Source organism: Armatimonadota bacterium (assembly GCA_023511795.1).
GTDB lineage: Bacteria > Armatimonadota > UBA5829 > DTJY01 > DTJY01 > JAIMAU01.
Genome location: JAIMAU010000002.1, coordinates 11658 through 25257, shown reverse-complemented (window position 1 = coordinate 25257; position 13600 = coordinate 11658). Strand labels below are relative to the sequence as shown.

At 47.6% G+C, this 13600-nt stretch carries 11 protein-coding genes; 6 read left to right on the top strand and 5 right to left on the bottom strand.

Annotated elements, in window-relative coordinates; translation table 11 throughout:
* The first annotated feature begins 36 nt into the window (after positions 1-36).
* Positions 37-1992, top strand: coding sequence for a hypothetical protein (locus K6T99_02960; GenBank protein MCL6518766.1), 1956 nt, complete (start codon positions 37-39; stop codon positions 1990-1992).
* 104 nt (positions 1993-2096) lie between these two features.
* Here the strand turns inward: K6T99_02960 and K6T99_02955 are convergent, their stop codons facing one another.
* The 4 genes from K6T99_02955 to K6T99_02940 form a co-directional block, all read right to left on the bottom strand.
* Positions 2097-2741, bottom strand: coding sequence for a haloacid dehalogenase (locus tag K6T99_02955; protein ID MCL6518765.1), 645 nt, complete (start codon positions 2739-2741; stop codon positions 2097-2099).
* A 90-nt stretch (positions 2742-2831) separates the two neighbouring features.
* Positions 2832-3851: a Gfo/Idh/MocA family oxidoreductase gene (locus K6T99_02950; GenBank protein ID MCL6518764.1), complete on the bottom strand. Its 1020-nt coding sequence runs from the start codon at positions 3849-3851 to the stop codon at positions 2832-2834.
* Positions 3852-3939: 88 nt separating this feature from the next.
* The gene (locus tag K6T99_02945) at positions 3940-4488 is read right to left on the bottom strand and encodes an isoprenylcysteine carboxylmethyltransferase family protein (GenBank protein MCL6518763.1); all 549 of its coding nucleotides are present in this window, start codon (positions 4486-4488) and stop codon (positions 3940-3942) included.
* Positions 4489-4505: 17 nt separating this feature from the next.
* Positions 4506-6470, bottom strand: a complete 1965-nt coding sequence (locus K6T99_02940) for a peptidoglycan recognition protein family protein (protein MCL6518762.1) — start codon at positions 6468-6470, stop codon at positions 4506-4508.
* A gap of 619 nt (positions 6471-7089) precedes the next feature.
* Between K6T99_02940 and K6T99_02935 the strand changes: the two genes are divergently transcribed.
* The 5 genes from K6T99_02935 to K6T99_02915 all read left to right on the top strand — a co-directional run bounded on the left by K6T99_02935 (position 7090) and on the right by K6T99_02915 (position 12029).
* Complete coding sequence (locus tag K6T99_02935; protein MCL6518761.1) at positions 7090-7449, top strand: hypothetical protein; 360 nt, start codon at positions 7090-7092, stop codon at positions 7447-7449.
* Between the two features lie 77 nt (positions 7450-7526).
* Positions 7527-8882: a hypothetical protein gene (locus tag K6T99_02930; GenBank protein MCL6518760.1), complete on the top strand. Its 1356-nt coding sequence runs from the start codon at positions 7527-7529 to the stop codon at positions 8880-8882.
* Between the two features lie 218 nt (positions 8883-9100).
* A complete protein-coding gene (locus tag K6T99_02925; protein ID MCL6518759.1) occupies positions 9101-9634 on the top strand; it encodes a peptidylprolyl isomerase in 534 nt (177 codons plus the stop codon).
* Positions 9635-9657: 23 nt separating this feature from the next.
* Positions 9658-10767, top strand: a complete 1110-nt coding sequence (locus tag K6T99_02920; GenBank protein ID MCL6518758.1) for a hypothetical protein — start codon at positions 9658-9660, stop codon at positions 10765-10767.
* A 413-nt stretch (positions 10768-11180) separates the two neighbouring features.
* Positions 11181-12029: a C40 family peptidase gene (locus K6T99_02915; protein ID MCL6518757.1), complete on the top strand. Its 849-nt coding sequence runs from the start codon at positions 11181-11183 to the stop codon at positions 12027-12029.
* A 99-nt stretch (positions 12030-12128) separates the two neighbouring features.
* Here the strand turns inward: K6T99_02915 and K6T99_02910 are convergent, their stop codons facing one another.
* Positions 12129-13598, bottom strand: coding sequence for a sulfatase-like hydrolase/transferase (locus tag K6T99_02910; protein MCL6518756.1), 1470 nt, complete (start codon positions 13596-13598; stop codon positions 12129-12131).
* Positions 13599-13600 lie beyond the last annotated feature (2 nt).

Genomic DNA, 13600 nt, shown 5'->3' with positions numbered 1-13600 from the left:
CCAATCTAATGAATAGCACATATTTGGACGGGATATATGAAGAAGCAATACAATCTATCAAAACTCCATTGGAAGCTTTCTGGGTGGATACCTGAATACTGGCGGCTCAATCAAACGGCGGAAATTGGCACCTCGCCCGATGCTGAAATACCAGCAATTCCCGCTCATGTGCCAGGTTCAGTACAGCATGCGCTACTTGAGGCGGGTATCATCCCAGACTGGAATGTTGGTCTTAATTTCCGAGAGTGCGAGTGGGTCGAGAACCGCCATTGGATCTACGAAGTGGCAATCCCAGATGAGTGGATTGAGCCAGGGAAAACGTTTCTACTAAAATGTCTTGGCCTTGATTTCGCAGGGGAGGTCATCCTAAACGGTAAACTAGTATCCGATTTTTGCGGCTCCTTCATTCCCTACTGCTTCAATCTCACGCCACACTTACAGGAGAAAGGTAATATATTGCGCATCGTCTTCGCAACACCCCCTCGGTGGCTGGGGCAATTCGGCTATACATCTAAAATGAAGGAGTGGAAAGTCCGATTCAATTACACTTGGGATTGGACTGCTAGACTGGTACAGATTGGCATATGGGACGATGTAATCCTCGAGGTAACCGATGGACGCGAGATAAAGGACTTCCGCTGTTTCACCGATGCCGACCCCGTAACAGCAACCGGCATAATTCAAATGAACGGGCTTGTCTCTGCACGAAAAAGTGATATGATTCGCCTTACCCTCACTAAAAATGAGCGGATAATTCGGACAGAAGAAGTTCCGCCCGAGCATATAAGACAAGGAGTCATTTGGAAAGTATCCTCTATTGAGCTTTGGTGGCCGAATATGGAGGGCAAACAACCCCTGTATACACTCTCATGCACTCTAGTTAACAAAGAAGGCCTAGAACTTGATCAAATTGACCGCCGAATAGGCTTCAAACACGTCAGATGGGTTCCCTGCGAAGATGCACCAGAAAATGCCGACCCGTGGATATGTGAGGTAAACGGCCGCCCTATCTTTCTTCAAGGCGTCAATTGGACGCCCATCCGCACTAACTTCGCCGACGTAACCATTGAAGATTACTGCAAGCGCCTCGAGCTTTATCGCGACCTCGGATGCAACGTCTTGCGTGTATGGGGCGGGGCAGTTCTTGAGAAAGAATGTTTCTATGATTTATGCGATGAGTTAGGCATACTTGTTTGGCAGGAGTTTCCACTGTCATCTTCAGGGATTGACAACTTGCCGCCGGACGACGAGAAGACAATCCGCGAGATGAGTGAAATCGCTAAATCATACATCGCCCGGAGGCAGCACCATGTCTCGCTCCTTCTTTGGAGCGGCGGTAATGAGCTAATGTACCTAGACGGCAAGCCAGTTGATATTTCTCATCCACTTATTAAATGCTTTCATGATATAGTGAAAAATGAAGATCCTACTAGAAGGTTTCTTCCAACATCGGCCAGTGGACCATCTGAATGGGGCTCACCTGAGAACTTTGGGAAGGGCATACACTGGGATGTACATGGGCCATGGAAAGCTGTTGGCAATCTAGAAGGCGAATGGTCAGATTACTGGAAGAACGATGATGCCCTATTTCGATCAGAGGTGGGGGCTCCTTCGGCAAGTCCCACCAAGATTATCTGCAACTCAGCCGGCAAACTTCCAGTCATGCCTGCAACTCCGGAGAATCCCCTCTGGCGCCGCACCTCTACCTGGTGGATTGAATGGCACGAATTCGTTGCTGAAAAGGGCCGTGAACCTGAAAGCCTTGACGAATACGTTGCTTGGAGCCAAGAACGGCAGAAGAAAGCACTCACAATAGCTGTGAAAGCATGCAAGGGCAGATTTCCTCGGTGTGGTGGAATCATTTTATGGATGGGCCATGACTGCTTCCCTTGCACTGCGAACACGGCCATCGTTGATTTTGAAGGAAATCCAAAACCGGCTGCGTTGGAATTAAAAGAAATCTGGAGGAATCCCCACACCAAGCCACTTTAAAATCTAGCATCAGCTAAATGCTTGGTTCAAAAAGGCGAACACGCAAAATCACTAGCGAACTTACCTTTCACATTCTGAAAGGCACTGGACTCTCTGAATGGCTTTCAAGCCTTCGAACTCTTGTCCAATCTTTCGACTGCGCGATTCATCGCCTCCTCGAGGTCTCTCTGCCTAATCGTGATTGTCAAATCGCCGCGCGTCCGTTCCAACACGGCCCGAACCCCATCCATTGTCCGCCTTAGCCCCCCAGTAATTGCATCAGGGTAATCAAAGCCTACTAGCACGTAGTAGGCATCATCCATGATCTTCATAATCTCTTCGGCCCGCTGTGTTCGGCCCTCCCTAAGTCGGTCAAGAACGTAACGGCGACATTCACTTATGGCTTCGGCAAGGCCATTTAGATAGGGCGACGCCTCAATCCCAAGGTCTTTATGACTGGGAAGCGGTAACCCTCGAATTATCGAACTTAGGGTTTCAGCCTCAGCAAATTCCTTTTGCGCATCTTGCACGTAACCCGAGAAGTAAATATCGAGATGGTTTTTCAACTCCTCTGTTGTCTCGCGTATGAGTTTGCGCGCCTCGTCGAGAAGTGCAGCAGCCTCCTCGAATTCACCCCTGTGAAGCGACCTAATTGAGTTCGCGCAGAAACGGATTGCCTCCCTTGTCGTTACGAGTGCTTTGTCCCTAGCAGCATTCTTTACGTCCATTTCAGCGCGTATTTCTTCGGCTATTTTTGCTAAGTTTTCCATATGTCTTCCTTGACTTCTCGTAAACATTTGATCTATATCATAAACCTCTATAAGCAAGTTTGTCGTTAGAAGTTGAACTCCTGACGACTATTAGTCTATTTCCACCCGCTTTCCTTGCCTAGCAGATTCATATGCAGCTAGAATAGTTTTAAGCGCCGCGCGTGCATCTTCCTCCGTCACAATCGGCTCTGTGCCATCAAGTATGCAATCCACAAAATGTCTTAGACAACGATCGAGCGACCAATCCCACCAGTTAGCATTGTGCTCAACCTCGATTATCTCAGGGGCACCATTCCGAACCAAGAACATCGGCACCGCCGCTTCGTTTATCATCGAGACATCCCCTTCTGTGCAGTAGATGAACTTTTTTTCGCTCCATGGCTCCTGGTCAACGGTATACGAAACTACCAGGTTTGCTACAAGATCGCTGTCCCATTCAAGGATTACAGAGGCATTATCGTCAGCCTTATTTTCGGGCTTGGTTAGCAGCTTCTTCAAGCTAGCAGTCACAGCAGTGGGCGGCCCAAACCAATAGTGCATTAAGTCAACGATATGGGTTCCGGTATCGAAAAACGCACCACCGCCACCACGGTCCCATGTAGACTTCCAATCATAAGGGTCATCAAGCCTTGCAAGAACATCGCCAGTGATATATGCATTTACAAGAAACGGCTTACCCAATCGACCATCGTCAAGCATCTCCTTAAGCTTTCGATGGATTGGAAGGAATCGCTGATTAAGAGTAACGAGCAGCCAGAGCCCAAGCTCATGCGCCGCTTCAATCATCTTATCTGCCTCTTCAAGGTTCATGGCAATCGGCTTTTCGCAAATCACATGCTTCCCCGCATTTAAGCAATCCATCGTTATAGAATAATGAAGGTAGTGGGGGACAGCTATGTCGACAGCGTTTATACTCCCATCGTCGAGAATTGCATGGTAGTCCTCAATTACCTTTGGAATTCCATACTTTTCAGCAAGTGACTGTGCTGCATCAATATCCGGATCAGCGACCATTGCAATTTCAACTCTGGGATTTTCTACGAATGACGGAACGTGGGCAGCCTGCACGACATCGCCAGCGCCAATTATGCCGATTCTTAAGCGATCCATTCAAGCCCTCCATTCATACTTGCTACTAAGGTTCTCCCCAAACTACGACTTCAGTACACTACCTACTTAATGTTAACTCAGCAGCTTTTTATCTGCCATTCACCAACATGCGCAACTCACCCAACACTTCAAGAAAGGATAGAAAGCCCAAATAAAAGACAGCATGCTTGAGCTCGCCATTTCGCACCATGTTTGACCAGGAGAATCCTTTTATTGTTAGTCGAGGCTTCCATGGGAAAAAAGCCGGCACTTGCTTTTGGTACTTACGAAATTCATCGCCGAAGATGGCGAGTAAATCCTTCTCCTCTTTTCTAATAGTAGGAAGATAGAAGATCGCAAAGCCGATGATGTATACCACCAATAGCCACCATGCCCTAACAGCCATAACCCCGCCAAGACCTAGCAAAAAGCTACCAAAATAAAGCGGATTTCGGGTGAGCGCATATGGCCCATCAATGGCAAGCTGCTTATTCTTTTGGATGTAACCAGCCGCCCACATTCTAAAAGCAATACCCAAAAGTGCAACGGCCACACCAGGCAGAAAAAGGCGCTGATTCGCAAATGCAAGACATGCACCTGCAATCAAATAACCAAATATAAGTCTGTACCTGCCAACGCTTTCAATACTGAGCTTCAATATTCTGCTCCCGCAAATCAGCGATTTGATGCTATCCACAGCTCAGCTGATTTGTCTGAAGGTTCCAAAGCGAACTTGAGTCCTTCGAGCGGCTTCCCCTGACGATCACAAAAGCGAACGTACAAATCTTTTTTCCCTGGCTCAAGCACAACCTTCAAAAGCAACCTATTCCAACCCTTTTTTAGCAAGACCTCCGCTTTTGCTGTGTCGGGGAAATTGCCGAATCCCCCAAGAGACGCAATTGCTTGCTCGCCGTTTAGCCATGCCTTAAGTCTGCCAGCATAACCCGTACGAAGCTCTACCCAAGCTGTACGTGGCGCCTTTATGTAGACTGCAAGGTATACCGCTCCACTCTCCGCAGTCTTGATTACCGACGAAAGGTCTGTTAAACCAGCATCGGACTTCCAGGCAAACCACCCCTTCTCATTAGGCTTTGGAGCTGCTAGCGGTTCTGCCTTATCCAGCAATGCATATCGGAATGAGTTGCATCCCCACTGTTTTGTCCCAAGCACCTTTAATCGGATATCCAGCGATTTTCTTCCAGCAACCCGGTATGCCGGCAATATGAGGTCAATCTCTTTCCATCTGCGAAATCTCTCAGACCCACGGGTACGCCAAAAGGCTAATCTACGATCGCCAATATATACTTCCGCCTCCTGGTCCCTAACGCCCGCGTTAATCAGCTTCCGAAGGACTAAGTCGCCACCCCTGTACTTACCAAGCGAGAGCCGAAAGCTCTCTTCACCTCTGAAGTAGCGGCCGCTTTCGCTGAAACGTTCACCTTCCTCACCCCGATAGTTACCTTCTCCACTTTCATATTCTCCAGCGACCTTATAGGCGTGTGCAGCCTCGCTAACAGTGTCCATCACATCAAGCAAATCTAGCGGTTCTCCAGCTAGGAAATCTTTTGCATAAGCCTTATCAGGTGTTTCGGCAGGGAACGGTCCAGCTACCAGCCATGAAGAAATAAAGTCCTTCGCCGAAAGCACAAGCGTATTCCAGGCAAGCTCACGACCAAACCGGCGATTTGACTCAATCATCTGAAGGGAAATGCGGTTAGAACCCAGGCTATCAGGCGCCTTTATAGTTACTTTCCACTGACGGTTTGCAAGTGGGCTGACTGTCTCCGGTGATTTCAACATAGGTTCTGAAACTGAAACTATTTCGGGCGTAACCACATCCAAGCCAACTAAGTTCAAATAAGACCATTCGACATATCCCGTATTTCGAACCGTCAATGGGAGCTCGTAAACGTGCCCGGCAAGAATCGCTGGCGGCAAAAATTGTGTTACCGCAAAGCGAGCATCATACGGCGGTCCTGAAAGAAGGCGGGCGCGTACTTGCTCTCGAATCTGCGGAATCAAGCAGTAGAGCCTATCACCAGGGCAGGCAGTGGCATTCCAATCCCTATGACTTGCAACTGCCAGGTTGCTTTGGCCAAATAAGGTGATTTTCGAGGTGGGATCTATATCGAACTTGTCGCACAGCCATGATAGAAGGCGCACAAGACCCTCAAGTTGCGCGTTAGAAGGGTACTCCGCTTCATGAAAATCGCCTATCACATTTACGCCAATGTTTCCATAGTTTGGTGGGGCATGCGTTCCTGTATATCCCAAAGGCCTTCCTTCATATATCGTTCCATCACTTCCAATCAAAAAGTGATAACCAATATCGCCCCAGCCTTTGCCAACATGAAAACGCTGAATCTCTATCAGTTTCTGCCTATCCTGTGCAGGGTCAGGAGGGTTTGTCCCCAAAGGCCTGTACGTATGATGAATGGTTATCGCCACTGGGTCGCCCATAATCCCTTGAGAATAGGGGTCATACGGATGGTCTTGCCAGAAATCCCCTTCGCACATCGAGCCCCAAATATTTTTGCTTACAATGGGAGGTTCGGGTACACGTAGAACAGGGGAGGCCAATGCAATAGAAAAGAAAAACAAAGAAAAGCAAACTAATCCGAGAAATATCACCCTTGCCACCACTTGAGCTCCTAAGTCTAATAATAATGAGGCCAGAATAACCCGGCCTCATTATAACAATAAGGTGGACCTTGGGCAAATCATCGATGCTTAGTTCGGAAAGCCTGCTCCAGGGTGCACACCCCACATTTACCCCAGTGCAGGGCCCGACGAACCTGGTAGGTTGGCATTTCTCATCTTATGAACGCACGGCGCGAACCAGGCCCGTCGCCGACCAACCGGTGACTGGCGGCCTACCCAAGGCCCACCTTTGAATCTTTAGAAGACTGCTAGAAATGGCTAAATTGTCTACTTCCTCCTAACTTACCCTTCCTTGCAGCCTCCTCTTTCCTTACATCTTTATTATACCCTACCAACTGGGTTTTTAGACATCCAAAACTCAAAAAGTGAAAAAATTTTGACTGATTTTTGGGTTTTCGAATTCTATTTATATAAATAAGCTCTATAATTTCCAATGAAACCCGAAAGTATGTTCACAAAGCCGTCATATTTTGCGCCACTGCTAATATATTTTGCTGTGCATCTGCAGGTAATTGGAAGAAACCGACTAACACTAAAGAAAATGTAACCGACCACCAGGTCAAGGTTTCTTGTGCTTTTGTAACCCCAAGGAGATAAAATGCTTTACACATACGACCTAACTTACACATTAAAAATGAATCGTAACAACCAAAAGGAGCGGCGACGAATATGGGATGAGGCACATTTTGTTTCGTCGCTTCAAGGGATAGTCAACCGTGAGAAGCCGCGGCTGTACCTTTATTTTATTGGTGGCGAAGATGGCAGTATCGACCGCTTTTGGTTGGACAAGCTTCGTGAGCCTGGCGAGTGGTTGGCAGAACATTCTATTGAAGAAATCAAAAACTTGTCGGAGCTCATCGAAATATTTCGAGATATATATCTGGGCTCGTTGTCTATGATGAAAGCGTCCCTGCAACATCAAACGTCGCCTCAACGATTGCCGGCATTGAAAACCTAGCTTGCATTCGTTTTGATCTCTCACAGGACTCACTTTATCACTGGTTGGCGCTCGACCCTGAAGGACCAAGGTTGCCCGTGAAGGTACGCCTTTTGAATGAGGACGGCTCGAGTATGTTCACAGGCAACGGTACAATTCCAAACTCAAGCACGCCTTCCACAGGGAGTGCAAAGTGTGACGCATATATATGGGCTAAGGAAAAATACCTCGACACTGGCAGGTGCAACCCAGCAAAGATGGGTTACTATATCGACCAATATTGGTTGAGAAAACCAGAAGGACATATTCCAAATCATACCTTATCGAACCATGATTATTTCATCGCCAATAGAGGGTTCTTTTTTGATCTTTCGCCCTGGGACGACGAAGCGCCAGTTGATGACTGCGGCCAACCACTAGGTGCAGATATGAGAACCCTTCAAGATATCCTCCTATCCGCCTGGAAACAACTTTCGGGTAAGAAAATGATCCATATTGGTGGCTTTGTACCCTGGGATAAGAAATACACCACAGTAAATAACAACGGCAAGCATGACGCCGTTCCTAGCGAATGGCGCTTTGTAGAGATAATTACCTGCTTCAACGCTTTTATGGACGCCGACGCTTTAGGTATTGGGTGTATGGCAAATGCATCGGTTTTCCAGCATTACCCGCTTGAAGAGCAGTATCCCCAAAAGCTGCCAAGCCTCCACGACCTCCAAGCCAAGGGTTTGGTGGATGAATTCGGCAAAGTAAAGCCAAAGACATACATCACCATCTATGTAGGCGATTATGACTCAGCCGCCTGGCTCTATCAGAAACTTCCACAACTCTGGAACGACCAAGCTAGGGGAAGTATTCCTCTCGGTTGGGCTTTCAATCCAAACCTTGCCGAACGCTTTGCGCCAGGGATGGCATGGACTAGGAAAACTAAAACCGCAAACGACTTTTTCGTAGCCGGCGACTCAGGTGCAGGATATATTAATCCAGGCCATCTTCAGGAACCAAGGATATTTTCAGGCCTTCCGTCAGGCCTGAAAACTTGGACAGAACACTGCAAAAAGTACTACAGTCAGTGGGATATCTCAGTTACAGGCTTCATAATTGATGGCTATGCGCCGGCAATGTCGGAGGAGGTTATCGAGGCTTACAAAACCTTTTCGCCAAATGGGATTGTTGCTCAAAAAATCGGGCGCTGGGGAGTCTTTAAGGGAATGCCCTTCATCCAAATGGGCATGGACCTTAATTGGAAACCAGAGGAATCAGCCGAAAAGATTCTCCAGCAGATTGGCAAATCAAAGCCAGAGTTTTTCATATCTCGCACGATTTTATGGAGTCCAAGTGCCCATAAGCAACTGTACGATGCATTGAAAGCATCTCCACATGGAAAAGATATAGAAATCGTTGATCCGTACACGCTCTTCATGCTTATAAGACAATATGAAGAACGTTAGGCGTTACTCAAGACCAATTCAAACCCAAGAAGGTATACGCTTATAAATGAATGTCAGCATAGATATTAAAAATGATTAAACACACCAACCTTGACCACAGCCATAACTTGCGGGATAATTATGCTTAATCATAGATAAACCCAACAACATCAAGCAAACGACCAGAAGGAGAAGAGCAATAGATGAGGAAGGCCTTTGTATTGATCATCACAGGATTCATGCTTGCAACGGCAACCTTGGCCGCAACTAAAGAGTCTAAAACAAAGCCCAAGCCTCAGAAAAACCCAATTGCCGTTGTCGAGATGGAAAAGGGCGGTACCTTTGAGATTGAACTATACCCTAGAGAGGCCCCCATAACAGCGGGGAATTTCATCAATCTAGTAAAAAAGAAGTTTTACGATGGCCTTATCTTCCACAGGGTAGAGCCAGGGTTCGTTGCGCAGACAGGCGACCCCACAGGCACAGGCAGAGGCGGCCCTGGATATACTATCAAGGACGAGAAAACTCCTTTCAAGCATGACAAAGGCGCAGTCGGCATGGCAAAAACAAGGCTGCCAAACAGCGCAGGTAGTCAGTGGTATATATGCCTTGAGCCTGCTCACTTCTTGGATGGAAATTATACCGTCTTCGGCAAAGTTATAAAGGGCATGGATGTAGTTGAAAAGATAAAAGTCGGAGACAAAATAAAAAAGGTCACACTTCGCATGCCACCTGAACCCAAGTCCAAACAAAAATCAGAATCCAAAAAGTAGATGATTGCCTAATTGAAATTCCAATGACTGCCAAACAACGAATGCTGCAGGCGCTCCATGGCTCGAGGCTGATACCACCACCAGTCGTTTTTCACAGCTGGGGCGACTACAAGGTCGAATTCTACGGCTACCATCCCAAGTTCCAATACTACCTGGGGGGAAGCGAACTTGCAGAAATTGAGATGAAATTCTATGAGCGATTCCAACCAGATTGGTTTCATCTCGGCTCAGCTGGGTGGCAGGGATTTTGGCAAAGAACACGCAAGACTGAAGGAGGCAAGGCTTTCATCGCAAGCGCCGACGCCAGCCATTGGATCGAGATTAAAGATGATTACTCGCTAGCCGATTACAGCGATGTGCCCTGGTGGGAATCAAACCCAATCCCCAAGCTAGAATCGAAATCGGAAATCGATGACTACTTTGCTAAAACCACAGTTTCAGAGCAGGAAATCCTAGAATCTGGACGATTTCTTCACATCAGTATCCTCGCTCAAGAATACGGCGATTCGGTATTAATAGCCATCAACGATGGGGCGCCCGGCAGTTGGATTCATGGATGGAGCTTCGAGGATATTGCAATCGCTTGTGCTGAAAAACCCGAGTTAGTCGCATATTTCATTTACAAGGATTGTGAGCGCTTTCTAGCCGACGTCCGGGCAGCGAAAACCGCAGGGGCACATGCATACATTTTCTCGGAAGGCTTCCTCGGCAGTTTGGACAACTTATCACCATCGATGCACGAGCGTCTTGAGCTGGACACAAAGCGTTGGTTCTACACCGAAGTCCGCAAGGCTGGGCTCCTACCAATTGGCTACTTTCTCGGCGACGTTCGAAAGAACATGCGTTTTATAAATTCCGTCGACATGGCAGGTTTAATGATAGAGGAAGATAAGAAAACATTCACACTCGATCCTATTGAAATCAGGCAAATGCTTAGGCCCGAAATTTGTCTATTTGGGAACATTGACTCTGCGCTTTTACTTCGGGGAACGCCAAGTAAAATCGAAGTTGAGGTCGAAAGACAACTTCAAGCCGCAGAGCATGGGCCTTTCATTCTTGCAAACGGTAGTCCCCTCATTCCCGGCACACCCCCAGAAAACCTTGACGCATATCTTCGAGCCGCGGGTAGATAATACAAATAACACTGCTTTTTAATAAGAGCAGAATGTGTTTCAGGATTGATAAGCATACAATCTTTCCTCAAAACGTGATATTTTAAAAAGTCAGCCATTACTCCCGGGTCTCGCCGAATATGTTGACGGAGTGTAAAAGAGATGACATCATCTTGAACAAGCTCATCATTATCGCTCAATTTATCGTATTTATCGTGAGCACCGTCTTGCTTGAAACTGGCGCAATTTGAAACCTTTGTGATACTTTCTTGATATTTTTCCCAATGCGTTGACAGTGGACGTACGATTGGGTATCATGCGATTTAGTGTGGCGTATGGTAAATCAGCTATCGGGCTTTACTAGGCTTGGTAATCCTGATTAGCCAAAACGCCGGCAATAATTGGGCTTTTAGGCCTGGGAGGGAGATGGCGTTTTGAAAAGAAACGAACATCCCACCTTGCTGATTTGCTTAATGATAGCACTGGCGTTGGTTACTGTTACAGCTGACGCTGGGGCAAATAAAACCTACATTGTCCGCAAGGGCGACACTCTCAGCGAAATAGCCAATAAATTCTCAACTACCATCTCTGAACTTAATAGACTAAACAATATTGCAAACATCCACCTCTTAAAGCCCGGTCAGAAATTAATCATCTCACTTAATAATCCAACCCCTTCTCAAAAGTACATACTCGGTGCAACTGCAAAGTGCATGCGCGACAACGTGGAGGTTCGTGCTGGCAATCAAGTGGTAGCTGTCCTCACAAGAGGCTCTGAATTTACTATGTTAGCGCGAACTGGCAATTTCATCCGAATCAAACTAGAAGACGGTCGGATTGGTTGGGTACCTATCAATACCATCAATGCACCCGAACCCACAAAGCCGCATGTGGACCGCTATGACGTTAGGCGCGACATTGTTCGAACCGCCTTCGCCTTCCGTGGAGCAAGATACCGGCGAGGTGGCACCTCACGAAGTGGATTTGATTGCTCTGGGTTTGTGAAATACGTTTTTTCGACTAAAGGGGTTAAACTTCCTCACTCATCAAGAGTCTTGTTCAATTGTGGCAAGCCTGTTGCTCAATCGAATCTCCAAGAAGGCGACATTGTTTTCTTTAGGGGCACCTATCGGCGGGGAATCTCTCACGTCGGCATCTATGTTGGAAATCGTCAGTTCATCCATGCTTCGTCACCTGGGCGTGGCGTTCGTCTCGACTCGCTTGATCAAGCTTACTATCGCCGCAGATACGTCGGAGCGCGTCGCATAATAAGCAACAAGTAAAAGAAAATAGCAAGCATCCTGCCTAAATAACAAAAAGGTACCGCGACCTCTGTTGTTTGAAGATCACCGGAAACAATCCCCTAATGGAAGGAATATTGCTCACCTTGCATCGGCCTTGTGGGGAACAACATCGCAGGTCTCCTGGTACCAGCTAAGCATACGCTCTTTTAAACTAGCTACCACATTTGCAAAGCCAGGATCATTTATCAAGTTGTAGAGCTCCCGCGGGTCGCGATTTAGGTCATAAAGTTCATCCTGCTCATAAAACCGACGAACATACTTAAAATCGCGCGTTCTGCACATTGTGGCTTTTGTGTGCTCAGGACCCTCGCTCCTTTGGAGACCTACACGTGGCCAGTACAAGCCCGTAGGGTTCTGCGAGCTAGTGCTTTCAAGTTCCATTGCATACAGCTCGCCATGAAGCCGTCCGCCCTCGCAAAAGACTGCGTCCCTATGCTTATCCGTCTTGCCCGCGATAACTGGTAGTAGTGACCGTCCGAAATGAGTATGCCTGGGGTGGATTCCAGTCATAGCCTCCACAGTAGCTGGAAAATCAATAAGTTCTACAAGAGCATCGCTAACTCTAGGCTTAACAGGAATCCACGAAGGTGGTTTAATAATAAACGGCACACGGGTTAGACAATCCTCAAACGTGTTCTGGGTTTTCTCAACTAGCCCATAGTCGCCAGTGAAGTCACCGTGGTCACTGAAAAAGAAAATCGCCGTGTCGTCATATACGCCAGCGCTCTTCAGCGCCTCCACGATTAAACCAAATTGATGATCGACGCGGGCACACATGCCGTAATAGGTCGCCCGAAGCTCGGTCCAGCGCTTCTCGCTCCATGTCTGCATATTCTGCCGCTCCCAGATGCCCTTCAGAATACTAGGCTTGCCAGTCCAATGCTTAGGCGTAGGTATACGGGCGGGAATTCTCCGACGGTCTATCATGCTGTACCATGGTTCTTCGACCGCATAAGGCGGATGTGGGTAGCCGAGAGATAGAAAAATACAGAAAGGTTGATCTTTCGGAGGATTCTTTAGAAAATCCAATGCCCCATAAATATTTGACCAATCGGCGTCAAGCGGTGATTCCCTGTTGCCACCCTCGATTTTTCCAACATAGAACGAATAATAGGTATCGCTCCCAGGCTCACCGCGCCACTCTTCCTGCCTTGCAAGGCGGCTTCTCTTAAAAGGCTTAGAATGCTTGTAGCGCAGTGTGCAGTATGGGTCGAATGGATTCTGCCCGGGGACAAGGTCATTCTTTCCTCCCCACCAAACGAAGTATCCCTCATCTTTGAGGGTTTTGAGGAGCACCGGTTCGTCCGGCTGTAGCATATAATACATCGTCCGGTGGCCCCGAACGTGGGGATACCAACCAGTCATGAACGAGCACCTGCTGGGGGTGCACACCGGATTCTGGCAGAAAGCATACCTGAATGAAACTGCCTCCTCTTCAACGATTTTGTCGAGGTTCGGCGTTAAGGCGGCTGGATTGCCCATGTGCCCGAGCACATCTCCGCGCCACTGGTCAGGATTAAAGATTAAAATGTTGGGTCGCTTTGCCATAC

Excerpts from the sequence above, each read along its gene's own strand:
- K6T99_02950 (MCL6518764.1), bottom strand. The coding sequence starts at position 3,851 with ATGGATCGCTTAAGAATCGGCATAATTGGCGCTGGCGATGTCGTGCAG.
- K6T99_02960 (MCL6518766.1), top strand. The coding sequence starts at position 37 with ATGAAGAAGCAATACAATCTATCAAAACTCCATTGGAAGCTTTCTGGG.
- K6T99_02910 (MCL6518756.1), bottom strand. The coding sequence starts at position 13,598 with ATGGCAAAGCGACCCAACATTTTAATCTTTAATCCTGACCAGTGGCGC.
- K6T99_02935 (MCL6518761.1), top strand. The coding sequence starts at position 7,090 with ATGCTTTACACATACGACCTAACTTACACATTAAAAATGAATCGTAAC.
- K6T99_02925 (MCL6518759.1), top strand. The coding sequence starts at position 9,101 with ATGCTTGCAACGGCAACCTTGGCCGCAACTAAAGAGTCTAAAACAAAG.
- K6T99_02920 (MCL6518758.1), top strand. The coding sequence starts at position 9,658 with ATGACTGCCAAACAACGAATGCTGCAGGCGCTCCATGGCTCGAGGCTG.
- K6T99_02955 (MCL6518765.1), bottom strand. The coding sequence starts at position 2,741 with ATGGAAAACTTAGCAAAAATAGCCGAAGAAATACGCGCTGAAATGGAC.